The 25,029-nt window shown below is 59.2% G+C and carries 18 protein-coding genes; 7 read left to right on the plus strand and 11 right to left on the minus strand.

The features are described 5' to 3' along the window. Positions 1–2: 2 nt before the first annotated feature. From ABEH28_RS11355 to ABEH28_RS11390, 8 genes are all read right to left on the minus strand, one after another. Complete coding sequence (locus ABEH28_RS11355; protein ID WP_037012635.1) at positions 3–1,013, minus strand: ABC transporter permease subunit; 1,011 nt, start codon at positions 1,011–1,013, stop codon at positions 3–5. A gap of 64 nt (positions 1,014–1,077) precedes the next feature. After that, entirely contained in the window at positions 1,078–2,685 is a 1,608-nt protein-coding gene (locus tag ABEH28_RS11360; protein WP_346629975.1) for an ABC transporter substrate-binding protein, read from the minus strand. Positions 2,686–2,780: 95 nt separating this feature from the next. Further along, positions 2,781–4,160 carry an OprD family outer membrane porin gene (locus ABEH28_RS11365; protein WP_192170677.1) on the minus strand — a complete coding sequence of 460 codons (1,380 nt, stop codon included), beginning with the start codon at positions 4,158–4,160 and terminating at the stop codon, positions 2,781–2,783. Positions 4,161–4,317: 157 nt separating this feature from the next. Continuing rightward, positions 4,318–5,919 carry an ABC transporter substrate-binding protein gene (locus tag ABEH28_RS11370; protein ID WP_346629976.1) on the minus strand — a complete coding sequence of 534 codons (1,602 nt, stop codon included), beginning with the start codon at positions 5,917–5,919 and terminating at the stop codon, positions 4,318–4,320. Between the two features lie 338 nt (positions 5,920–6,257). After that, positions 6,258–7,886 (minus strand): ABC transporter substrate-binding protein, encoded by a 1,629-nt coding sequence (locus ABEH28_RS11375; RefSeq protein WP_282372486.1) that lies wholly within the window; start codon positions 7,884–7,886, stop codon positions 6,258–6,260. A gap of 283 nt (positions 7,887–8,169) precedes the next feature. Beyond that, positions 8,170–9,768: an ABC transporter substrate-binding protein gene (locus tag ABEH28_RS11380; RefSeq protein ID WP_346629977.1), complete on the minus strand. Its 1,599-nt coding sequence runs from the start codon at positions 9,766–9,768 to the stop codon at positions 8,170–8,172. A 112-nt stretch (positions 9,769–9,880) separates the two neighbouring features. Then, positions 9,881–12,049, minus strand: a complete 2,169-nt coding sequence (locus ABEH28_RS11385) for an HET-C-related protein (protein WP_346629978.1) — start codon at positions 12,047–12,049, stop codon at positions 9,881–9,883. A 252-nt stretch (positions 12,050–12,301) separates the two neighbouring features. Then, the gene (locus tag ABEH28_RS11390; RefSeq protein WP_346629979.1) at positions 12,302–13,018 is read right to left on the minus strand and encodes an SIMPL domain-containing protein; all 717 of its coding nucleotides are present in this window, start codon (positions 13,016–13,018) and stop codon (positions 12,302–12,304) included. A gap of 207 nt (positions 13,019–13,225) precedes the next feature. Here ABEH28_RS11390 and ABEH28_RS11395 point away from each other — a divergent pair, with 207 nt between their 5' ends. From ABEH28_RS11395 to garD, 7 genes are all read left to right on the plus strand, one after another. After that, positions 13,226–14,482, plus strand: coding sequence for an ATP-binding protein (locus ABEH28_RS11395; RefSeq protein WP_192170683.1), 1,257 nt, complete (start codon positions 13,226–13,228; stop codon positions 14,480–14,482). After that, complete coding sequence (locus ABEH28_RS11400) at positions 14,479–15,039, plus strand: response regulator transcription factor (protein WP_065990162.1); 561 nt, start codon at positions 14,479–14,481, stop codon at positions 15,037–15,039. The genes ABEH28_RS11395 and ABEH28_RS11400 overlap by 4 nt, the downstream gene beginning before the upstream one ends. A 100-nt stretch (positions 15,040–15,139) precedes the next feature. After that, positions 15,140–16,876, plus strand: a complete 1,737-nt coding sequence (locus tag ABEH28_RS11405; protein ID WP_346629980.1) for an ABC transporter ATP-binding protein/permease — start codon at positions 15,140–15,142, stop codon at positions 16,874–16,876. A 119-nt stretch (positions 16,877–16,995) separates the two neighbouring features. Continuing rightward, a complete protein-coding gene (locus ABEH28_RS11410) occupies positions 16,996–17,745 on the plus strand; it encodes a FadR/GntR family transcriptional regulator (protein WP_133776307.1) in 750 nt (249 codons plus the stop codon). Between the two features lie 461 nt (positions 17,746–18,206). Next, positions 18,207–19,118 (plus strand): 5-dehydro-4-deoxyglucarate dehydratase, encoded by a 912-nt coding sequence (kdgD, locus tag ABEH28_RS11415; RefSeq protein WP_346625627.1) that lies wholly within the window; start codon positions 18,207–18,209, stop codon positions 19,116–19,118. A gap of 174 nt (positions 19,119–19,292) precedes the next feature. Next, complete coding sequence (locus tag ABEH28_RS11420) at positions 19,293–20,663, plus strand: MFS transporter (RefSeq protein WP_192170686.1); 1,371 nt, start codon at positions 19,293–19,295, stop codon at positions 20,661–20,663. Positions 20,664–20,675: 12 nt separating this feature from the next. Then, positions 20,676–22,229: a galactarate dehydratase gene (gene garD, locus ABEH28_RS11425; protein WP_192170687.1), complete on the plus strand. Its 1,554-nt coding sequence runs from the start codon at positions 20,676–20,678 to the stop codon at positions 22,227–22,229. 162 nt (positions 22,230–22,391) lie between these two features. Here garD and ABEH28_RS11430 read toward each other — a convergent pair whose 3' ends face one another. The 3 genes from ABEH28_RS11430 to cra form a co-directional block, all read right to left on the minus strand. Next, complete coding sequence (locus ABEH28_RS11430; protein WP_346629981.1) at positions 22,392–22,820, minus strand: low affinity iron permease family protein; 429 nt, start codon at positions 22,818–22,820, stop codon at positions 22,392–22,394. 93 nt (positions 22,821–22,913) lie between these two features. Next, positions 22,914–23,693 carry a TatD family hydrolase gene (locus ABEH28_RS11435; RefSeq protein WP_192170689.1) on the minus strand — a complete coding sequence of 260 codons (780 nt, stop codon included), beginning with the start codon at positions 23,691–23,693 and terminating at the stop codon, positions 22,914–22,916. 5 nt (positions 23,694–23,698) lie between these two features. After that, positions 23,699–24,694 (minus strand): catabolite repressor/activator, encoded by a 996-nt coding sequence (gene cra, locus ABEH28_RS11440; RefSeq protein WP_192170690.1) that lies wholly within the window; start codon positions 24,692–24,694, stop codon positions 23,699–23,701. Positions 24,695–25,029 lie beyond the last annotated feature (335 nt).

The raw sequence follows: 25,029 nt of genomic DNA on the forward strand, positions 1-25,029 counted from the left end.
TCTCAGCGCTGATGACGAATGCGTGGGTTGGCAAAGCCGTAGAGGATGTCCACCACGAAGTTGACCAGAATCACCAGGCAGGCGATTAGCAGGATGCCGTTTTGCACGACAGGGTAGTCACGGGCGCCGATGGCTTCGATCAGCCACTTGCCGATGCCCGGCCAGGAGAAGATCGTTTCGGTCAGCACCGCACCGGCCAGCAGCGTGCCCACTTGCAGACCGAACACCGTCAGCACCGGGATCAGCGCGTTGCGCAGACCGTGAACGAACACCACGCGAGCCGGCGACAGACCCTTGGCGCGCGCAGTGCGCACGTAGTCTTCACGCAGGACTTCGAGCATCGAGGAGCGTGTCATCCGGGCGATGACCGCCAGCGGAATGGTACCCAGCACGATGGCCGGCAGAATCAAGTGACGCAGAGCGTCCATGAACGAACCTTCTTCGTCGCTGAGCAGGGTGTCGATCAGCATGAAACCGGTTCTGGGGGGAATGTCGTACAGAAGGTCGATACGGCCCGATACCGGGGTCCAGCCCAGGGATACCGAGAAGAACATGATCAGGATCAGGCCCCACCAGAAGATCGGCATCGAGTACCCCGCCAGGGAGATACCCATGACCCCATGGTCGAACAGGGACCCTCGCTTCAGTGCCGCAATGACACCGGCCAGCAGACCGAGAATGCCTGCGAAGATCAGCGCCGCAATCGACAGTTCCAGTGTTGCCGGGAACAGCGAAGTGAATTCGGACCACACGCTCGTGCGCGTACGCAGCGATTCGCCCAGGTCGCCATGGGCGAGCTTGCCGACGTAATCGATGTATTGCGCATAAAGGGGTTTGTTCAGGCCAAGACGTTCCATGGCTTGGGCGTGCATTTCCGGATCGACCCGGCGTTCACCCATCATGACTTCGACAGGGTCGCCAGGAATCAGGCGAATCAGGGCGAAGGTCAGCAAGGTGATGCCGAAGAAGGTGGGTATGAGCAACCCCACTCGGCGAGCGATAAAACTAAACATCTTCTCGTGTACCTCATCAGGTACCGGCGGGTCTCTGGGTAGCAGAGCCCGCCGGATTCTTCTTCTACTTCACTTGGGTGGTAGCGAAGTTATTAGTGGTGAGAGGGCTGATGTGGTAACCCTCCACGTTATTGCGCATTGCAGTGAACATTTTGGTATGGGCCATGCTGATCCATGGCAAATCCTGGTTGAAGATCACTTGAGCCTGCTCGTAAAGCGAAGCGCGTTCGGCCGGGTCGGTTTTTTCCCGCGCCTGATCGATCAACGTCTGGAACTTCTGATTGCACCAGCGCGAGTAGTTTTCGCCGTTTTTAGCGGCCTCGCAGCTGAGCAGTGGAGTCAGGAAGTTATCAGGGTCACCATTGTCACCTGCCCAGCCGGCCGACACCATGTCGTGTTCGCCGTTTTTGGCACGTTTGAGCATTTCGCCCCATTCCATGACGCGTATATCTAACTTAATGCCGACTTTGGCCAGGTCGGCCTGCATCATTTGTGCGCCCATGGTCGGGTTCGGATTGGTCGCGCCACCGCCGTTGCGCGTGAACAGGGTAAGCACGGTGCCTTCAGGAACGCCGGCTTCCTTGAGCAAAGCGCGGGCCTTGTCCAGATCGTGAGCAGGGTTTTTCAGGTCTTTGTTGTAGCCCAGCAGCGTGTCCGGATACGGGTTCACGGCGACGGTGGCGTTGCCTTTGCCGAACAGGGCGTTGACGTAGGCTTCTTTATCAAACGCGATCTCGATCGCTTTACGCACCCGCACGTCACTCATGTACTTGTGCGTGGTGTTCATGGCGACGTACGCGGTGGTCATCGCGTTCAGTTCGTCGATCTTCAGGCTCGGGTCTTTCTTGATGTTCGGGATGTCATCGGGCTTCGGGTACAGGGCGATCTGACACTCGTTTGCCTTGAGCTTCTGCAGGCGCACGTTGCTGTCGGTGGCGATGGCAAAGATCAGAGCGTCAGCCGGCGGCTTGCCCCGGAAATAATCCGCGTTGGCCTTGAAGCGAACCTGAGCATCTTTTGCGTAGCGCTGGAAGACGAACGGACCGGTGCCGATGGGCTGGCTGTTGAGGTTATCGGTCTTGTTGGCCTTGAGCAGTTGATCGGCGTATTCAGCCGAGTAAATCGAAGCAAAGGCCATGGCGACGTCAGCCAGGAACGGCGCTTCGCGGCGGGTCAGGGTGAACTTGACGGTACTGTCGTCCACTTTCTCGACGTTCTTCAGCAGCTCTTTGAAACCCATGCTCTCGAAGTACGGGTAGCCGACCTGCGACTGTTTGTGCCACGGGTGGTTGGGGTCCAGTTGACGCTGGAAGCTCCAGACCACGTCATCGGCGTTCATCTCGCGGGTCGGTTTGAAGTAGTCGGTGGTGTGAAACTTGACGCCCTTGCGCAGGTGGAACGTGTAGGTCAGGCCGTCATCGCTGATCTCCCACGTGTCGGCCAGTGCCGGAACGATTTCCGTGGTGCCCGGCTTGAAATCCACCAGACGGTTGTAAATGGTTTCCGCCGACGCATCGGCGGTCACGGCCGTGGTGTAGAGCGCCGTGTCGAAACCTTCCGGGCTGGCTTCGGTGCAGACCACCAGAGGCTTGGCCGATACGCCGACCGCGACGCTGAATACCGCCAGTGCGATCGCGCTGCGCAATGTTGCGAGTTTGAATGTCGATTTCAAGTAACGCACTCCGCAAGTGATGAAGCCATAAGTGAGTCGGTATCGGGCCACGAAGTTCGGTAAACCGCACCTTGAGGCCCGATCGATCGTGCTGATTACATAATGTTGAATGGAATCGTGGTCACCAGACGGAACTCGTTGATGTTGCCGTCAGCCTGGTTGGCGCTCGCGCGGTGAGTGGTGTAGGTCGCACGCATGGTCGAGGCCTTGAGTGGGCCGGACTGCAGGGTGTACGACGAGCCAACACCGTATTCGTAGTGAGTTTCGCCGTCCATGCCGCGGACATCGTAAGCGGTGCCTTTGTAATGGGTACCGTCGATGTCGAAACCGCGCGCCTGATAGATGTTGAACTTCAGGCCTGGCACGCCGTAGTCGGCCATGTTCAGCAGGTAGCTCAGCTGAACCGACTTCTCGTTCGGGCCGTTGAAGTCCGAGAGCAGGGAGTTGGCCAGGAAGATGGCGTTGGTGTCGTGGACGTAGTCGAAGTAGGTGTCGCCTTCGACTTCCTGGTACGCAACGCTGAAGCTGTGCGCCTTGTGAGTGGCGGTCAACGACAGGCTGTACGTGTCGTTGTCGATCTCGCCCATCTTCTTCTGACCGGAATCCTTGGTCTTGTAGTAGTTCAGGTTGGTGCTCAGGCCCAGTACATCAGGGTCACCCAGTTCGTGGGTGAAAGCGAAGTAGTACTGATGCCAGAAGTCTTCGACGTTGGAGGCGTAGAAGCTGGTGGTCAGGCTCTTGAACGGCTTGTAATCCACGCCCGCCATGTCAACGCGATCGGCGGTGGCGGTGTTGTTGGTGTACTCGGAACGGAACTTGGTCAGGCTCTGCTCGGTACGTGGCGACACGCGGTCGAAGCTGCCGGCCTGGATCGAGATGTTGTTGAACTCTTCGCTCAGAATGCTCACACCTTCGAAGCTCGAAGGCAGCGCACGGTTGCCGATGTAAGCCAGCACCGGGGTGTTCATCGACTGACGGCCGGCGGTCAGGGTCGTGTTGGAAACGCGCGCCTTGATGTTGCCCAGGCCCAACTTGCTCCACTGTCCGACAGGGTCGCCGTTGTTCTCGGTCAGCGTACGGTTGGCGCCGCCCATCAGGTCGTCCTTGTCACGGTCCAGCGCAACGGCGTTGTAGACCGCCATTTGCGTGGCGAAGCCGACAGTGCCTTGGGTGAAGCCCGAGCTGTAGTCAACGATGGTGCCCTGAACCCAGTTGATCCGGCGCGGGTCGCTGTCGACCACAACGCCGTTCTCGCTGCGGCGGAACTCGCCGCCACGACGCAACAGTTCGTTGGCGTACCAGTTCTTGGTCGAACCGGTCAGTTTCGAGTCTTCCAGGAATCCCTTGGCTTCGCCCTGGAGGTTGCTGGTGGCCAGTGTGGTCGGAACGAATTCCTGACTGGTCGGCTCTGCCTGAGCCGCGACGCTGAGGGCGAGGACGGATAAGGCGAATACAGCGGTGCTGGCTTTTTTCACGTTTTGAAGCTCCCGATTGCTGCTTTTTTAGAGGCGGGCTTTTTATGGTGTAGCCCGCTCGGTGGTGCGGCCTCATGGCCATTTTTCTGCCTATCCGGCTAAACGCGGATAAAGCAATGCCAAAGGGCGTGGTTGCGCCCCCAGGCATGTTTTTGAATCAGTCGGCGATGCTGACGCCCGAGAAGTTGTTGCGGTTGAACGGACTCACCAGGAAACCCTGCACTTCCTTACGCAGCGGCTGGATCACCGTCGAGTGGGCAATCGGCGTAATGGGGACCTGTTCCTTCAGGTAATGCTGCGCCTGTTTGTACAGCGCAATGCGCTGGTCCTTGTTGGTATTCGAGACAGCGGCCTTGACCAGCGCGTCGTATTTTTCGTCGCACCACATCGAGTAATTGTTGCCGCCGATGGACGCGCAGCTGTACAGCGTGCCCATCCAGTTGTCGGGGTCGCCGTTGTCACCGGTCCAGCCGATCAGCGAAATGTCGTGCTCGCCGTTCTTGCTGCGCTTGAGGTATTCGCCCCACTCGTAACTGACGATGGTCGCCTTGATGCCCACCTTGGCCCAGTCGGCCTGAAGCATCTGGGCCATCAGCTTGGCGTTGGGGTTGTAGGGGCGCTGGACCGGCATGGCCCAGAGGGTCAGTTCGGTGCCTTCCTTGACGCCGGCGGTGCGCAACAACTCGCGGGCTTTTTCCGGGTTGTAGGGCGCGTCCTTGACCGTGTCGTCGTAGGACCACTGCGTCGGTGGCATGGAGTTCTGGGCCAGTTGCCCGGCGCCTTGGTACACCGCAGCGATGATCGCTTGTTTATCCACCGCCATGTCCAGCGCCTGGCGGACCTGCAAGTTGTCCAGCGGGGCGTGGCGTACGTTGTACGAGATGTAGCCGAGGTTGAAACCGGGCTTTTTGATGACCTGCAGGTTTTTGTCCGCTTCGATCGACTCAACGTCTGCCGGGCGCGGATTCAGCGTGACCTGACATTCATTCTTCTTGAGCTTTTGAATGCGCACCGACGCATCTGTATTGATCGCAAAGATCAACTGATCAATCTTGACCCGACTCGGGTCCCAGAATGCATTGTTTTTCACGTAGCGAATCTGCGAATCTTTTTGATAGCGCTGAAACACAAACGGGCCGGTGCCAATAGGCGCCTGGTTAATATCGCGCACATCACCCGTCGCCATCAGTTTGTCTGCATATTCAGCAGACAAGATTGACGCGAAGTTCATCGAGACGTTCTGGATGAATGCCGCATCGACTTTGTTGAGTGTGAACACGACGGTCATTGGATCGGTCTTTTCCACCGACTTGATGTTCTTGTCCAGGCCCATGCTGGTGAAGAACGGAAACTCCGTCGGATAAGCAACGCGGAACGGATGGTCTTTGTGCAGCATGCGATTGAACGTGAACAAGACGTCGTCGGCATTGAAATCGCGCGTGGGCGTGAAGGTCTTGTTGCTGTGGAATTTGACGCCTTCGCGCAGATGGAACGTGTAGGTCAGGTTGTCAGGGGAGATGTCCCAGCTCGTTGCGAGAGCGGGTACGACGGTGGTCTCGCCGCGGGCGAACTCGGCGAGACGGTTGTAGATCGGCTCGGCGGCATCGTTGTCAGTGCCGGAGGTGTACTGACCGATATCAAACCCGGCCGGGCTGCCTTCCGAACAGAAGACCAGACTTTTGCTGGCAGCCTGAACGCCGGGCGTCATAGCCAGAAGCCCTGCGGCAATAAGTGATGGCATAACGATATTCGAACGCATGATATTCCTTATCGTAAGAAGCGCATTAAATGCGAATGCCTGCGCGATCCATGGCAATTGTTTGCGCAAATGGACAGTCAACGCCCGGATACATCTCACTGTTCAAGATAAACAACGGACAATATTGGCGGCTTGTCAGAAGGTATGTCTCTGGCGCCACACAGTCCATAGTTACGCGTGCTTCAAAGTTTGTAGGAAAAGTGCTTATCGTTAGTAGGCAAGGACTGTAAGCAAGTCGCTACTCATCTAACGATAGTCAATTTCATTTAACGATCGTGCACATGACAACGCGGTCGCGTTGCCCTGAGGCAACGCGACCGGTTGGTCATTTAAAGATATTACTTGCCGCTGACGCTGACGCCGTAGAACGAGTTCAGACCGAACGGGCTGATCTTGAAGTCCTGAACTTCCTTGCGCATCGGCTGATAAACAGTCGAGTGGGCAATTGGAGTCATAGGCACGGCATCTTTCAGCAGATGTTGAGCCTGCTTGTACAGCTCGGTGCGTTTGGCCTGATCGGTGGTTTCCTTGGCCTGGTGGATCAAGGTATCGAACGGCTTGTCACACCATTTGGCGAAGTTGTTGCCGTTGAGGGCGTCACAGCCAAACAGGGTACCCAACCAGTTGTCCGGGTCGCCGTTGTCGCCGCTCCAGCCAATCAGCATGGCGCCGTTCTCGCCGGCTTTGGCGCGCTTGATGTACTCGCCCCACTCATAGGAAACGATCTTGGCGTTGATGCCGATCTTCTTCCAGTCGTTCTGGAGCATCTCGGCCATCAGCTTGGCGTTCGGGTTGTAAGGACGCTGAACCGGCATCGCCCACAGGGTGATTTCGGTACCTTCCTTCACGCCCGCCTGCTTGAGCAGGTCCTTGGCTTTGGCGACGTCGTACGGAGCATCCTTGATGGTGGTGTCGTAGGACCACTGGGTCGGCGGCATGGCGTTGGTCGCCAGTTGGCCCGCGCCCTGATACACCGCGTCGATGATGGCTTTCTTGTCGACAGCCATGTCCAGCGCCTGACGTACTTTCAGGTCAGCCAGCGGGTTTGGCTTGTCTTCGCCCTTGATCTTCGGCATCACGTTGTAGGCGATGTAACCCAGGTTGAAGCCGGCCTGATCAGGCATCTTCAAAGCAGGGTCAGCCTTCAGTGGCGCGAGGTCGGCCGGACGCGGGTAAGCGGTGATCTGGCATTCGCCTTTCTTCAGCTTCTGCGCACGAACCGAGGCGTCAGTGGTGATGGCGAAAATCAGGTTGTCGACTTTGACGTCTTCAGGCTTCCAGTAGTCCTTGTTCCCGGTGAAGCGGATGTTGGAGTCTTTCTGGTAGCTCTTGAACACGAACGGGCCAGTGCCGATCGGCTTCTGGTTGATGTCTTCCGGCTTGCCTTCTTTGAGCAACTGGGCGGCGTATTCAGCGGACTGAATGGACGCGAAGCTCATCGCCAGGTTCTGGATGAACGCGGCATCAACGGTGCCGAGGGTCATTCTGACGGTGTGATCGTCGACCTTCTCGATCTTGGTGATGTTGGTGTCCATCGCCATGTCGGTGAAGTACGGGAATTCGGTCGGGTACGCCTTACGGAACGGGTCGTCCTTGTTGATCATGCGGTTGAACGTGAACAGCACGTCATCGGCATTGAAGGTACGCGTCGGTTTGAAGTACGGCGTGGTGTGGAATTTCACACCTTCACGCAGGTGGAAGGTGTAGGTCAGGCCATCCGGGGCAACGTCCCAGCTGGTGGCCAAGCCTGGAATGACAGCGGTGCCGCCACGTTCGAACTGGCTCAAACGGTTGAAAACGGTCTCGGCCGAAGCATCGAAGTCGGTACCGGTGGTGTATTGACCTGGATCGAAACCAGCAGGGCTGCCTTCGGAGCAGAACACCAGATTCGATGCTGCATGGGCGAAGGGAGCGCTGGCGATCAAACCTGCGCCGAGAAGAAACGGAATGACCGCTTTTTTGAGCATGGTGGCCTCAGTTGTTGTCATTTTTTGATTGAGGGTACGGCCTTTTGAGCCTGTCCCGCGGATACTTATGCAGGCGCCATACCCAAAGCAAGATGCTGGCGCCAGCAAGGTGACAAACAGTGGCACGAACGTACACGAATGTCGCATAAGTGTAATTTCTGACGCTGTTGAACGTTTGCGTGTCGCATATCGATATCTTTGCAGCACCAAAAGGGTGCATCGCAGCGTGGCGATTGCACCCGCTTCGGTCATCAAGTGTTACTTCGCTGTTGGTTTCAGCGAATTATTTGGCCAGGCTCACGCCGTAGAAGGGCGTCAGGCCAAATGGGCTGAGTTTGAAATCCTGTACCTCTTTGCGCATCGGCTGAAATACTTTGGAATTGGCGATGGGTGTGATCGGCACGTCGTTTTTCAGAATGTTCTGCGCTTGCTGGTACAGCTTGATCCGCTCGTCCTTGTTGCTGGTCAGCTTGGCCTGGGTGACCAGCTTGTCGTAGGCCGGGTTGCACCACTTCGCGTAGTTGCTGCCCTTCACCGCGCCACAGCTGTACAGCACGCCCAGCCAGTTGTCGGGGTCACCGTTGTCACCGGTCCAGCCGTAGATCATGACGTCATGCTCGCCGGCCTTGGCGCGCTTGATGTACTCGCCCCATTCATAGCTGACGATGTTGGCCTTGATGCCGATCTTTGCCCAGTCCGACTGAATCATCTGCGCCGACATGCGCGCGTTGGGGTTGGATGCACGCTGTACGGTCATCGCCCACAGATTGATCTGCGTGCCCGGTGCAAGGCCCGCTTCCTTGAGCAGTTGCTTTGCTTTTTCAGGATCGTGGGGCGCGTCCTTGATGTTCGGGTCAAAACTCCATTGCGCCGGTGGCAGCGCGTTCTGTGCCAGTTGGCCTGCGCCCTGGTAAACCGCTTTGATGATGGCCGGCTTGTCGATCGCCATGTCCAGTGCCTGGCGCACCTTCAGTTGATCGAGCGGCGGATGGGTCACGTTGTAGGCCAGAAAACCCAGGTTGAAACCGGCCTGGCTCAGCACCTTGAGGTTCGGGTCCTTCTGCGCTTCTTCGATGTCCTGAGGGCGCGGATACCCGCTGATCTGGCACTCGCCGGCCTTGAGTTTCTGCAAGCGGGTGGCGGCGTCGGTATTGATCGAGAAGATCAGGTTGTCGAGCTTCACGTCCTCCGGCTTCCAGTATTCCTTGTTGCCGACGTAACGGATCTGCGCGTCTTTCTGGTAGCGCTTGAACACGAATGGGCCTGTACCGATCGGCTTCAGGTTGATGTCGCCGGCCTTGCCTTGTTTGATCAGTTGCGCCGCGTATTCAGCCGACTGAATCGAGGCAAAGCTCATCGCCAGGTTCTGGATGAAGGCGGCATCGATGTTGTTCAGTTGAAAGCGGACGGTCTGATCGTCGAGCTTTTCCACCTGCTTGATGGTGGTGTTCATGCCCATATCGGTGAAGTACGGCGACTCCGACGGGTACGCCTTGCGGAACGGATCATCCGCATTCAGCAGGCGATTGAAGGTGAATAGCACGTCATCGGCGTTGAAGTCGCGGGTGGGTTTGAAATAGTCCGTGGTGTGGAATTTCACCCCGGGCCGTAAATGAAAGGTGTAGGTCAAGCCGTCGTCGGACACTTCCCATTTGGTAGCCAGCCCCGGCTCGACCTCGGTGCCGCCGCGCTTGAACTGGGTGAGGCGGTTGAAGACTGTTTCTGCTGACGCATCGAACTCGGTGCCGCTGGTGTACTGACTGGGATCGAAGCCGGCAGGGCTGGCTTCCGAGCAATAGACAAGGGTGCTGGCCGCCTGCACCGAGGGAACGCACAGCGCCATTGCGGCTGCCAGGAGCAGGGGTTTGAAGGTTGTGTCCATGTGAACCTCATTAAGTGCGGCACTCATGCCTGAATTCATCGACGGGATGATAGACCGCCAAGAATGCCGCACGGCTCACTTGGGCAACAAGCCACGGAAATTCATAAGCTTATTACTTGATGAACGTTTGCAGCTCTTTCCACCAGGGTGTGCTGGAAACCACTTTCATGAAACCCTGCTCCAGAAACCCCTGCACGCCAGAGGTCTGAGAGGTTTTGCTGTTGAACACGTAGTCCAGATAGCTCTGACTGTTTTTGATGAGGGTGTTCTGGATGGCGCGGAGTTCATCGATCGCCGCTTGCTGGGTTTTGTCCAGCTCGCTCTTCGATTCACTGCGCGCCACTTCCGCCGGATTGCTGCCCGCCCATGCCGTGACGATCGGGTACTGCCACTCGCTGTCGGCGGGATGGCAAAAGAACGCCGATGCGACGGCGACCGGATCGGCGCCAGGTTTTCCTGCCCAGTGATCAACCATGGCCTGCGCGACCTGGCGCACGGCTTCGGTAGCGAGCAGCGCTGCCAGATCGTGAAGAGGGTGCTCGGCGTGGTCCTTGGAGAGTTGCGAGTGGCTCGGCTCCAGAGTCGGATCTATATTCGGGTCACTGCCCAGCAGGGTTTGCGCGTCGTCGACGCTGTTGCCGATCCAGGTCAGAACACCTTGCGCCGCGCTGTTATAAGCGTTCAAGAGAATGCCCGCCGGGGTGTTGATCAGCCAGCGATAGAACTTGAGGGTGTCTACGCCCATTTGCTTCGCAAGCGTCACCAGGCCGTCCCTGGCCGTGAGTAGTGCGTCGAATGCCTTGAAATAGTCCTGATCAGGATGTTCGCTCAGCAACACCAGCATCACTTTATCCCGGTCCGAACGATAACCCGGCTGAGTGAGCTCGAACTCCAGTTCCTGGGTGGAAAAGAGGATTTTGCCCAGCGGCCCCGCCAGACTGGCAATCACGTCGGTGGCCCCGAACGTGCCCGTGACCAAAGGCAGATTCCATTTGACGTGAACAGGCGTTGTCCAGGGCAGAACCCTGACATGCCCGGCCTTGATCAGGCTCAGCTCTGCGAAGTTTGAATGGGCGAACAGGTCTTCGAGCACATGCAGGGCGGCGCCGAAGCTGCGCAGCCCGTCGAGGGAACGGCCTTTGCTCATGGCAAGACGCAGTTCTTGCTCCATGTAGCTCACCGCATTGCCGATGTAGCGCTTCATCGACGTGGCTCGGTCCGCACCCAGGGATGGATCGCCGGGTAGCACCCAGGCTTCAAAGTCGGGATCACGCACCTTCGGGTCCGGGAAGGGCGGATCAGTGACCAGCGGATTGTCGATGTGCTCCGTCGGGCGATAAACGCCGAGCTTTTCGGGCGTGACCTTCATTTCGTTGGGGTAGCGCATCCGCAAATCGACGAATTTTTTAGCGGCCAGCACATCGACGAGGTGGGTCCAGCTTGCGCGAGAGAGGGCCGCTGGAAACTCCTTTGGCATGTCTGCTGCGCGGGTGATCTTGGGATCGACGACCTGGGAGTAATCTCGCAGCCAGTTGCCGAAGTACACGGCGTCTATCTCTACTCGGCTGAAATTGAAATCCCGCAGAACCCACTCGATTGTCTGGTGGGTGCTGCCTTTGGCGTCAGTGCCCGCTTCGAAGGCTTCCCGATCGGAATTGCTGTGGGTTGGCTCGAAGCGCAGATCGGTCGAGGCCAGATAATCGCGAATGGCTTCGCAGGCTTTTTTCCACGACATCGCGTACTGACGGCCGGTGGCTGCACTTTCGGAATACGTGGCAAAGGTCAGTTCGTCTTGGGCCGGACGAGCAGCTTCGGTTATCCACAAGGTGAACAGATGGCCCTCTTCGAACGGCGCATCCGTTGCCACGGGTGTGTTCTCGTCGATCAGCTCATGGCGCAGGACATTGTCGATGTGGTGGCCGAATTCGTGGAGCAGTGCGGTGAGCAGCCACCAGTAGTGCTGTGGGTGGGGAGTGGTGCGGACGAAGAATCCCCAATCGACGCGGATGACGCGCTCGCGGTTGTCGTAGTCCGCTTCGAAACACAGCTCCCAGGCAAGGAGGATCTCAGGGTTTGCCACTTCCCCTGCCAGCAGCTTGTCCTGCAGCTTCGTGTAGAGGTGATGCGGGATGTCGTTGCCGAAGATGTTGCTCATCTCCAGAGCAAAAGAATCTGGCGTGAGTTTTTTGGCCACTTGGGTCAGCAGGTCCAGCGCGAAGCTAGTGCGTAACGTGCGGGTGGTCATGTCGACCGGAATGACGGGTTGAGCTTGAAAAGGCATGACTGGATTCTTCCTTGAATCATTAGCTGCGCACGGTCACGCCCCATAGGAGGAGGCGGCCGTCATTGCGCGTTTAGGTTGGGTACTGCCGGGGACAATTCTATGTATTTCAGGCGACGTGAAAATCGGCCGAATCGCCCGGGGACGTAGGAGATAAGGGGCGCGCGGATGTGGAAGGGGCCACCGGACAGCGGGATAAAAGCAGGGGCGGGGGAGGGAAAAAGCGGCAGCCCTTGGCTGCCGCCGGGTGCATCAAGGAATAGCGACTTCGATGACGCCGTCTGCCGCGACGCTGACCTGACTGGTGCCGGCCTCGACATCAGGCGTTGGCGCAGCGTCGGCACGGGCGGCCTTCATCATCATGACCGGCGCTCGCAGATAGGGCTGCGGGAAACCGGAGGTGTTCAGGTTCAGATTGACCACCTTGTAGCCAGTGCCGCCCAGTGCGTCAGTCACCAGTTTGGCGCGGGCGCGGAAGGCCGTCACAGCGTCCTTGAGCAGAGCGTCTTCGCTGGTCTTGCGCGCGGGGTTGGAGATCGAGAAGTCCATGCCGCCCATTTTCATGTCGCCGCCCAACAGGTCGCCGGTCAACTTGGAGAGGGCAGCGAAGTCTGCGCTTTCCAGACGCAATTCGGCGTGCTCGCGCCAGCCGGTGATCTTCTGGCCTTTGTCGTCGTAGATCGGGTAGCTGTTGCGGCTGCCCTGACGAATGTTGATGTCCTTGACCTGACGCGCTTCGCCCAGGGCCTTGTTCAGGGTTTCAGTGACACCGGCCGCCAGTTTGGCCGGGTCGGTGTTCTGGGATTCGGTGTAGAGCGTGACGGTCATCAGGTCGCGCTGCACTTCCTGGCTGACCTCGGCGCGGACCGAAACCTGGTTGTAGTGAATGTCGTCAGCGAGGGCAGGGGCGCTGGCCAGCGCGAGTGCGCCCAGGGTAAACAATGTGGCAGTGGGACGAAGGCTGAACATAAAAACTCCTTGTTTGGCGAACCGTCCTGAGGCGCATTGCAAGCCCCCGGCGGACGGATGCCCATGAGACTGTGAACCCGGAGGCTTGTTCCTGCGCCGTCACACACCCGTCAGATGGATGTGGCGCTTTGACGCACTTTGACGGCAACTGTTGTCGCATTGGTTATACTCGCTCCGATTCGCCTGGAGCGCTCATCAGGAGAGCTCATGCTCGCCCCCTTGCAACTGCTTTCCGCCACCCGTCAGAACCTCTGGCGCCTGACGTTCATCCGCATTCTGGTGCTGGGTGCACAGGCGGGCTCGGTGGGGTTCGCCTACCTCTTCGATCTGCTGCCGCTGCCCTGGCTGCAGCTGGACATCACCCTCGGTTTTTCGGCGATCGTCTGCCTGCTGACCGCCATTCGTCTGCGCACCTCATGGCCGGTGACCGAACTCGAATACGCGGTGCAATTGGCGTTCGACCTGTTTATCCACAGCGCGCTGCTGTATTTCTCCGGCGGCTCGACCAACCCGTTCGTTTCTTATTATCTGGTGCCGCTGACCATCGCTGCAGTGACCCTGCCGTGGCGTTATTCGCTGATCCTGTCGGGCATAGCGCTGGCGCTGTACACGCTGATGCTGGCCAAGTTCTTCCCGCTGGATGCGTTTGTGGCCCGCGAGAACATGCAGATCTACGGCATGTGGCTGAGCTTCGCGCTGGCGGCCGGGGTGATCACCTTCTTCGCCGCGCGCATGGCCGAAGAGCTACGCCGTCAGGAACACATGCGTGCCTTGCGCCGCGAAGAAGGGGCGCGCGATCAGCAACTGTTGGCGGTGGCGACCGAAGCCGCTGGCGCCGCCCATGAGCTGGGCACGCCACTGGCGACGATGAGCGTGCTGCTCAAGGAAATGCAGCAGGACCACAGAGACCCCGCGTTACAGGAAGACCTCTCGGTGCTGCAGGATCAGGTCAAGCTGTGCAAAGAGACGCTGCAGCAACTGGTTCGCGCCGCTGAGGCGAATCGTCGGCTCTCGGTGCAGGAACAGACCGTTACGCACTGGCTCGATCAGGCGCTCAACCGCTGGCACCTGATGCGCCCGGAAGCCACTTACCGTTTTCAACGCCTGGGGCAGGGCGACGTGCCGATGCTGGCGCCGCCGCCGGATCTCACTCAGGCGTTGCTGAACCTGCTCAACAATGCCGCCGATGCCTGCGCCGAAGGGCTCGAGGTGAATCTGGACTGGACCGCCACCGAGATTCGCATCAGCATCCGCGATCATGGCGCCGGCGTCCCGTTGGCCATCGCCGAGCAGATCGGCAAACCCTTTTTTACCACCAAGGGCAAAGGCTTCGGCCTGGGCCTGTTCTTGAGTAAGGCCAGCGTGACCCGCGCGGGCGGCTCGGTGAAACTCTATCCTCACGAGGAAGGCGGCACGCTTACCGAGCTGCGCCTGCCCCGTGACGCACGAGGAGATGAAGCATGACTGACGAAATCCAGGTTGAAGGCGAAGAACTGCCGCACCTGCTGTTGGTGGACGATGACGCCACTTTCACCCGCGTGATGGCACGGGCCATGGCGCGCCGTGGCTTTCGCGTGAGCACTGCCGGTTCCGCCGACGAGGGCCTGGCCCTTGCACAGCAGGATATTCCGGACTACGCCGCCGTCGATTTGAAAATGGAAGGCGACTCGGGGCTGGTGCTGTTGCCCAAGCTGCTGGAACTGGACCCGGAAATGCGCGTGCTGATCCTGACCGGTTATTCGAGCATCGCCACCGCAGTCGAAGCGATCAAGCGCGGCGCCTGCAACTACCTGTGCAAACCGGCCGATGCCGATGACGTGCTGGCAGCGCTGCTGTCCGAACATGCCGATCTGGACACCCTGGTGCCGGAAAATCCGATGTCGGTTGACCGTTTGCAGTGGGAGCACATTCAGCGCGTGCTGACCGAGCACGAAGGCAATATCTCCGCCACGGCGCGGGCGCTGGGCATGCATCGACGCACCTTGCAGCGCAAGTTGCAGAAGCGCCCGGTCCGTCGTTAAGCAGGGACTGCTTTTTAAAGATTTATTCATGGAAGATCGTCTGTGGCGTCTGGCACATTGGCGCCAACGCCTATAACTGCCCGCTGCCGAGCTTTTTGCCATGAATTTTGATGTTGATGAATCCAGGGTCAATGACGCTGTGAACGGGAATTTCTTTTCCCGGGTCTGGAAGCTGGTGACGCCTTACTGGCGCAGCGAAGAAAAAGGCATGGCCTGGGTGCTGTTGATCGCAGTGATCGTGCTGTCGCTGTTCAGCGTGTTCATTTCGGTGTTGGTCAACAGCTGGTACCGCGACTTCTACAACGCGCTGCAGAATAAGGACCTGGGGGCCTTCACCCATCTCATCCTCTACTTCTGCGGCATTGCCGCCATTGCCATTCTCGGCGCGGTGTATCGCCTCTATCTGACCCAGATGCTGACTATCCGCTGGCGTCGTTGGCTGACCGAACAGCATTTCGCCAAATGGCTCGCGCACAAGAATTACTATCGGCTGGAGCAGGGCGGTTACACCGATAACCCTGACCAGCGTCTGTCCGAAGACCTCAACAACTTCACGTCTGACACCCTCAGCCTGAGCCTCGGCCTGCTGCGCACCGTGGTCAGTCTGGTGTCGTTCTCGGTGATCCTGTGGGGTGTGTCCGGCAGCATCGAGCTGCTCGGCATCACGATTCCGGGCTACATGTTCTGGGCCGCACTTATTTATGCCGCGGTGGGCAGCTTGCTGACTCACTTGATCGGCAAACGCCTGATCGTGCTGAGCAACCAGCAACAGCGCTACGAAGCCGACATGCGTTTCTCGCTGGTGCGCGTTCGCGAGAACGCCGAAAGCATCGCCCTGTCCGATGGCGAGGCCAACGAGAATCAGCGCCTGAGCGCGCGTTTCGGCATGGTCTGGAGCAACTTCTGGACGATCATGAAGGTGCAGAAGCGCCTGACGTTCTTCACCGCTGGTTACTCACAGATCGCCATCGTCTTTGCCTTTGTCGTGGCCGCGCCGCGTTACTTCGCCGGCAAGATCGAACTGGGCGAGCTGATGCAGATCAACTCGGCGTTCGGCAATGTGCAGGAGAACTTCAGCTGGTTCATCGACGCGTACACCCAACTGGCGTCGTGGCGCGCCACCTGTGATCGTCTGCTCAGCTTCCGTCAGGCCATGGACGAAAACGAAGCGCGCGTGCCGGCCATCCAGGTCAGTCATGAAAGCAACGCCTTGCAGCTTGAAGGCCTGGCGCTATCCCTCGCAGGCGGTCGCCAGCTCCTGAACAACGCAAACATCAGCATTGCAGCCGGTGAGAAGGTCATGCTCAGCGGCCGCTCCGGCAGTGGCAAAAGTACGCTGCTGCGGGCGATGGGCGGGTTGTGGAAAGAGGGCCATGGTGCGGTGAAATTACCGGCCAAACGCGCGTTTTTCCTGCCGCAAAAACCGTATCTGCCGATCGGCACGCTGCGGGAGGCGTTGAGTTATCCACAGGCGCCCGAGGTCTATCCGGCCGAGCGCTTTGCTCAGGTGCTGGAAACCTGCCGCCTCGGGCATCTGATCTCTCGACTTGATGAGACCGAGCACTGGCAGCGCATGCTCTCGCCGGGCGAGCAACAACGGGTGGCGTTCGCCCGCGCCCTGCTGTTCGCGCCGGACTGGTTGTACTTGGATGAAGCCACATCAGCGATGGATGAAGAGGATGAAGCCGCGTTGTATCAGGCGCTGCTGGACGAATTGCCGGGCGTGACCTTGCTCAGCATCGGCCACCGCAGCAGCCTCAAGCGCTTCCATCGTCGTCACGTGCGCATTGACGGTGGCCAGTTGCACGAGCAGCCGCTAACTGAAACGGCACTTTGAGCGTAGAGTGCTGAAGCGATAAAGTGTCGTAACCAGGCGCCTCGCCGGGGTTGTTGTGTGATCAGACAACCCGGTGAGCTATCATCAGCGTTCAGCGTATTTAGAGATGCATGTTGGATATGGAAAATCAGAGCGCTCCGCCTCGCGCCCGCAGAAAGCACCGCAGTCTCGCGCAGGAATTGGTCACCGAACTCTCCGAGCGCATCCGCACCGGCGGACTCAAGCGCGGCGATAAGTTGCCCACCGAGTCCGCCATCATGGAAGAGCAGGGTGTCAGCCGTACCGTCGTACGCGAAGCCATCTCGCGCTTGCAGGCCTCCGGGCTGGTGGAGACCCGGCACGGCATCGGCACTTTCGTCCTCGACACGCCAAGCCCAAGCGGATTCCGTATCGACCCGGCGACCATCGTCACCCTGCGTGACGTCCTGGCGATTCTCGAGCTGCGCATCAGTCTTGAGGTCGAATCGGCCGGTCTGGCTGCTCAACGCCGATCCGCCGAACAACTGGCGGACATGCGCGCCGCCCTCGACGCTCTCAACGAAAGCGCGGCCCATGCCAGCGACGCTGTCGGCGCCGATTTCCAGTTCCACATGGCAATCGCCCTGTCGACCGGCAACCGCTACTTCACTGACATCATGAATCACTTGGGTACGAGCATCATTCCCCGTACCCGGCTGAACTCCGCGCGCCTCGCTCATGACGACAACCAGCATTACATGAGCCGCCTGAGCCGCGAGCATGAGGAAATCTACGACGCCATCGCGCGCCAGGACTCCGACGCCGCCCGCGCTGCCATGCGCCTGCACCTGACCAACAGCCGCGAACGACTGCGCCATGCCCATGAAGAGGCTGAATCGCAGCGGGCTTGAGGTGGATTGTTTGAAAGGGCATGGCGTAGCTGCGCTGCCCTTTGATTGAAGCGGTTGCGGGGATTGGTTAATAGCCTTGGGATTGCCCCTTTGCCCCCTTTGCCCCATCGCCCCGGTCCGGAGGCAGATGCAATTGTTGTGGCAAACACTGTCAGTGTGGGAGTGAGCTTGCTCACGAAGACGGCATTTCAGGCGCTGCAGATGTACCGGATATAAGGGCCTCTTCGCGAGCAAGCTCGCTCCCACAGGGTCGTGCAATCTGCGACTACGCAATACCACCACCTGACTGTCGCCACCTCCGCCAAATCTCGCCCTCCCTCAAATCCACCACTCATCCTCACCCGTCATAAATATTTCAAAACGCTATTGAGTGATCCCCCTCCCAGTTGTACGATGACTTACGACATCAGCGCAGGACTGGTGCTTCATCCACAAAAATAGCTCCCCAGGGTGTTCGAATAATGAATCCACAAGAACTGAAGTCCATCCTCTCTCACGGTCTGCTTTCCTTCCCCGTTACCGATTTCAATGCCCAGGGCGACTTCCATCGCGCTGGCTACATCAAGCGTCTGGAATGGCTCGCTCCATACGGCGCCTCCGCGCTGTTCGCCGCTGGCGGCACAGGTGAGTTCTTCTCCCTGACCGGCGACGAATACTCCGAGATCATCAAGACTGCCGTCGACACCTGCGAAACCAGCGTGCCGATTCTGGCTGGCGTCGGTGGTCCTACTCGCCAGGCGATTCAGATGGCTCAAGAAGCCGAGCGTCTGGGTGCCAAAGGCCTGCTGCTGTTGCCTCACTACCTGACCGAAGCCAGCCAGGACGGCGTTGCCCTCCACGTTGAAGCGGTCTGCAAATCGGTCAAGATCGGCGTTGTCGTCTACAACCGTAACGTCTGCCGCCTGACGCCAGCTTTGCTGGAACAACTGGCCGAGCGCTGCCCGAACCTGATCGGCTACAAAGACGGCCTGGGCGATATCGAACTGATGGTTTCGATCCGCCGTCGTCTGGGTGACCGCTTCTCGTACCTGGGCGGCCTACCTACCGCTGAAGTCTACGCCGCCGCCTACAAGGCGCTGGGCGTGCCGGTCTACTCGTCGGCGGTCTTCAACTTCCTGCCGAAAATGGCGATGGACTTCTACCACGCCATCGCCAAAGACGATCACCAGACCGTCGGCAAGCTGATCGACGATTTCTTCCTGCCGTACCTCGACATCCGTAACCGCAAACACGGCTACGCAGTGAGCATCGTCAAGGCAGGCGCCAAGCTTGCCGGTTACGACGCAGGTCCGGTCCGCGCGCCGCTGACTGATCTGACGTCGGACGAAGTCGACATGCTGGCTGCTCTGATGGACAAGCAGGGCAAGCAGTAACTGCCCAGTTGCCGCAAAACCGCTGAGCGATCAGCGGTTTTTTGCCCTCGGGGCTTCGCTAACGGATACCTGGCAGGACAGCTTCACATCGCATCTGTTTTAGGGGCAGGGGCGAGCAGCACACACATAAGATCGTTTACCCGCACAAAAAAATAATTAGTGGGAGTTTCGAACATGCTGAAAACCAAGCCGACCCACGTCCGCTATTTGATCTTGCTCATGCTGTTTTTGGTGACCACGATCAACTACGCCGACCGTGCAACCATCGCCATCGCGGGCTCCAGCCTGCAGAAAAGCCTCGGCATCGACGCCGTCACCCTCGGTTTTATCTTCTCCGCATTTGGTTGGGCCTACGTCGCCGGCCAGATCCCCGGTGGCTGGCTTCTGGACCGCTACGGTTCCAAGAAAGTCTACGCAATGAGCATCTTCACCTGGTCGTTGTTCACCGTGCTGCAAGGCTATGTCGGTGAATTCGGTCTCTCCACCGCCATCTTCCTGCTGTTCGCCCTGCGCTTCATGGTCGGCCTCGCCGAAGCACCCTCGTTCCCCGGCAACGCCCGTATCGTGGCGGCTTGGTTCCCGACGTCCGAACGCGGCACGGCCTCGGCGATCTTCAACTCGGCGCAATACTTCGCTACCGTTCTGTTTGCTCCGATCATGGGCTGGATCGTCTACACCTTCGGCTGGCAGCACGTGTTCGTCGTGATGGGCAGCATCGGCATCCTGTTCTCGCTGATCTGGCTGAAAGTTATCCACAGCCCGCGCAACCACCCGAACATCAACAAGGAAGAGTTCGATCACATCGCCAACAACGGCGGCATGGTCGATATGGATCAGGACAAGGGCAAAGGCTCGGCCAGCGGTCCGAAATGGGACTACGTACGCCAGTTGTTGACCAACCGCATGATGCTCGGCATTTACCTGGCTCAATACTGCATCAACGGCATCACCTACTTCTTCCTGACCTGGTTCCCGGTGTACCTGGTTCAAGAACGCGGCATGACCATCCTGAAAGCGGGCTTCATCGCTTCACTGCCGGCCATCTGCGGGTTTATCGGCGGCGTACTCGGCGGGATCATCTCCGATTACCTGCTGCGCAAAGGCCACTCGCTGACCTTCGCACGCAAGGCGCCGATCATTGGTGGTTTGCTGCTGTCGACGTCCATCGTCACGTGCAACTACGTCGACATCGAATGGGTCGTCGTGGGCTTCATGGCCCTGGCCTTCTTCGGCAAGGGCGTGGGCGCATTGGGCTGGGCGGTCATGTCCGACGCATCGCCGAAACAAATCGCCGGTTTGAGCGGCGGTCTGTTCAACATGTTCGGTAACATCGCTTCCATCACCACGCCGATCGTCATCGGCTACATCATCAGCACCACCGGTTCGTTTAAATGGGCCCTGGTGTTCGTCGGCGCCAACGCGCTGGTGGCGGTGATCAGCTACATCTTCATCGTCGGTGAAATCAAACGCGTAGAACTCAAGGAAACCCCAACGAAGGGTGCCTTGCCGGCCAGTGAAGCCGAGCTTTCTCAAGCGAAACTCTGAGGAAAAACCGTGATGAACTTGATCCAACATGCCGACTCGCCGCGTTACATTCGCTTGCATGCGCTTGATAACGTCGTCGTCGTGGTCAATGACCAGGGCGTTCCGGCGGGGACTGAATTCGATAACGGTCTGGTGACCGTCGACAATGTGCCGCAGAGCCACAAGGTGAACACCGTGGACATCGCCGAAGGGGAGCCGATCATTCGTTACGGCCACACCATCGGCTATGCGCTGCAGCCGATCCCGAAGGGCAGTTGGGTCAAGGAAGATCAGCTGCGCATGCCGTCGGCGCCGGCGCTGGACAGTCTGCCGATGTCTGACGCGGTGCCGGTCAGGGGCGAACCGCTGGAAGGCTTCACCTTCGAGGGTTATCGCAACGCCGACGGCACGGTCGGCACGCGCAATATCCTGGGGATTACCACGACCGTTCAGTGCGTGACGGGGGTTCTGGATTTCGCCGTCAAGCGCATCCGCGAAGAACTGCTGCCCAAGTACCCGAACGTCGATGACGTGGTGGCGCTGACCCACAGCTACGGCTGCGGCGTCGCCATCACCGCCAAGGACGCGTACATCCCGATTCGCACCGTGCGCAATCTGGCTCGCAACCCGAACCTGGGGGGCGAGGCGCTGGTGATCAGCCTGGGCTGCGAAAAATTGCAGGCCGATCAGGTCATGCACAGCGACGACGCCTCGGTCGATCTGAGCGAGCCTTGGCTGTATCGCCTGCAGGATTCCAAGCACGGCTTCAACGAAATGATCGAGCAGATCATGGAATTGGCCGAGACGCGCTTGAAGAAGCTCGACCAGCGTCGCCGCGAAACCGTGCCGGCGTCGGAATTGATTCTGGGCATGCAGTGCGGCGGCAGTGATGCGTTTTCCGGCATCACCGCCAACCCGGCACTGGGTTATGCCTCGGACCTGCTGCTGCGCGCGGGCGCTACCGTGATGTTTTCGGAAGTGACCGAAGTGCGTGACGCGATCTACCTGCTGACCTCCCGCGCGGAAAACATGGAAGTCGCTGAGGGCCTGGTTCGCGAAATGGACTGGTACGACCGTTATCTGGCCAAGGGCGAAGCGGACCGCAGCGCCAACACCACGCCGGGGAACAAGAAGGGCGGGCTGTCGAACATCGTCGAGAAGTCCCTCGGGTCGATCGTCAAGTCCGGCAGCAGCGCGATCAACGGGGTGCTCGGCCCTGGCGAACGGGTGACGCGTAAAGGCCTGATCTTCTGCGCGACGCCGGCAAGCGATTTTGTTTGCGGGACGCTGCAGCTGGCAGCAGGGATGAACCTGCACGTGTTCACTACCGGGCGCGGCACGCCGTATGGTCTGGCGATGTCACCGGTGGTGAAAGTGTCGACCCGCACCGAGCTGGCACAGCGCTGGCCCGATCTGATCGATGTTGATGCCGGGCGCATTGCAACCGGGCGCGCCAGCATCGAGGACCTGGGATGGGAGCTTTTTCACTTCTACCTCGACGTCGCCAGCGGAAAGAAGACGACCTGGACCGAGAAGTATCGTCTGCACAACGACATCACCCTGTTCAACCCGGCGCCGATCACATAAGCCGGAATTCAGCCCTCTACCAGCCGGGTTTAGTAGTCCGGCTGGTGCATGGTTCATGTGGGAGTGGTCGTGTCGCCACAGGTTTCTGCGTCGTACTCAGCGCCCTGTGGGAGCGAGCTTGCTCGCGAGTACGTCACTTCTGCCGCTGAAGAGTCAAAGGCATCAGCGGCTAGTCACCAACCCCGCTTTCTCTTCACCCGCCTCAGGCTCCGGTTCCGGAAACGCCTCGGTGTGATCAAACTCCACGCCTTCGCCCATCGCCTTGTATTTCTTGCGCAGCGCGTGCAATTCCTTCTGATCAAGATTATCCAGACTCAGCACGGCGTTCTGCGCCTCTTTCGTCACGCGCAGCAGTTCGTCGATCTTGATATGCATCTCATCGGTGTCGCGGTTCTGGGTGTTCTGAATCAGAAAAACCATCAGGAAGGTAATGATGGTGGTGGACGTGTTGATGATCAGCTGCCAAGTGTCGTTGTAGTGGAAGAATGGCCCGGTCACGGCCCACACACAGATCAGCGCAATCGCCACGAGGAAGGTTCGTGGGCTGCCGGACCACTGCGACAAGGCCTGCGCGAACTTCGAGAATTTCATTAACGGGTTTCCTTAGTTAACCAAGAGAGATACCCAAGGGACCACGCTAAGTCTTTGAAATTTCTTATCGCAACATGAAATCGGCGACAGGTTTCAGTCCCAGCCGAACACTTCACACGCGTTGGCGGTGCTCGCTGCGGCCAGTTTGTTCGCAGGGATTTTCATCAGTTCGGCGATGGCCGCGCATATATCGGGAAGGTGCTCGGGGCTGTTGCGCATGCCCGGAAACATCGCAGGCGCCATGTCCGGGGAATCGGTTTCCAGCACAATGCTTTCGAGCGGCAACTCGGCGATCACCCGGTGCATGCGCAAGGCCTGCGGCCAGGTCGCTGCACCGCCCAGCCCCAGCTTGTAACCCAGCTTGATGTATTCGCGGGCTTCCTCGCGGCTGCCGGCGAAAGCGTGAACGATGCCGCGGCGCTTGAGTTTGAAACGCTTGAGCGCTGCGATGGTGTCGGCATGGCTGCGGCGCACGTGGAGCAGGGGAGGGAGGTTGAAGTCGGCGGCCAGCTGCAACTGCTGGTCGAGCAAGGTCTGTTGTGGCGGGCGGTCCAGGGATTCGATGTAGTAATCCAGACCGATCTCGCCCACGGCGCACAGCTTGGGATGCCCGGCCAGACGGGTCAGCCAGTCGCGCAATTGCTGCACATGCTCGGGCTGATGCTCTTCCAGGAACACCGGGTGCAAGCCCAGCGCGGCGTACACCGAAGGTTCGCTGAGCGCCAGATCCCACACTCGCTGCAGATTGCGCTGATAGACGCCCAACACCACGATGCGCTCCACCCCAAGCTGCCGGCTGTTGGCGAGGACGTCGTCGCGGTCGGCGTCGAAATCGTCGAAATCCAGGTGCGTGTGGGTGTCGATCAGTCGCACGTTGCTTACGCCTCGTGAATCCGCTGTTTGAATGTCCGCACGATGGCATGCACGCCCGGTTCGTACTGATCCTGCTCAATGGCCGACAACGCCAGCGCGAGGGCTTTCTCGGCGATCAAAGGGTGCTGCTGAGCCATGGCATTGACTGGCAACGGCAGGAAATCCAGCAACTGCGTGTCACCGAACGTGCCCAGGTGAAGTTGGTCCGGATTCAGGCGGCGCTGGTGCAGCAGGTCGAACACCCCTTGCAGCAGGACGTAGGACGTGGTGATCAGCGCGTCGGGGAAATACCCCAGGCGATCAAACATGTCGCTGGCCAGTCGCAGGCCGCAATCACGGCTGAACGCGTCGCCGTGTTCGATGATCACCGAGCCTTCGAAACCCTCCAGCGCGTCTTCAAAGCCGCTGGCGCGCGCCTTACTGACGCTCAGTTCGGGCTGCGCGCCGATCAGGGCGATGTGCCGGGGTTTGATCTCCAGCAGGCTGCGGGTCAGCTGCTGGCTGGCATCGTGGTCGTCGCTGACCACCGAGCAGAAGTACGCGGGGTCCATCTCCCGGTCGATGGCGATGACCGGCGTCCCTTGCTGCTGCAGCGCCCGGTAGCTGTCATCGCTGGCCGGCAGGCAACTGGCGACGAACAGCGCATCGCAGCGTCGCGCGCGAAACAGCTGCAACAACTGCAACTCGCTGATGGGATCGTCGTCAGAACTGGCGATCAGCAGCTGGTAGCCGCGCGCGCGGGCGCCCTGTTCCAGTTGCTTGGCGATGCGCGCGTAACTGGGGTTTTCCAGGTCGGGCAGGATGAAGCCGAGGGTCCGGGTATGCCGGCTGCGCAGCCCGGCCGCTTGCGGGTTAGGCCGGAAACCGTGGGCGTCGACCACCGCGCGCACACGCTCGACCGTCGCACTGCTGATGCGTTGCTGTTCGGCCTTTCCGTTGATCACGTAGCTGGCCGTGGTCACAGAAACACCGGCCAGACGCGCAATATCACTGAGTTTCAAGCCGGGCATCCTTTCGTGATGGGAAGCAGAAGTGAGAGCTGAACTACCGTGGCAGGGATTTTCACCGATTAACAGCCATCATGACAGCAGACCGTCGTCTTGTAGGAAGCATGTAGCCCGCTCGGGATGTTTCCTACACGATTCGACCGGATGAGCTTCAAACCGCCGGGATTATCAAGTAACGTGCGCGACACTTCAGATTAAACGATTCAGCAGGCCTGTTTATGGCACTTTTTGCCCAATCGCACCTCTGAATGCCGCATTCAATACTCGCAAACCGTAAGTCATCGGTGTCTACGACCGGTCCTACAACAAGAATCTGGCGCGACCCCGCG

It is taken from the genome of Pseudomonas sp. Ps21-P2, assembly GCF_039672565.1.
Lineage (GTDB): Bacteria > Pseudomonadota > Gammaproteobacteria > Pseudomonadales > Pseudomonadaceae > Aquipseudomonas.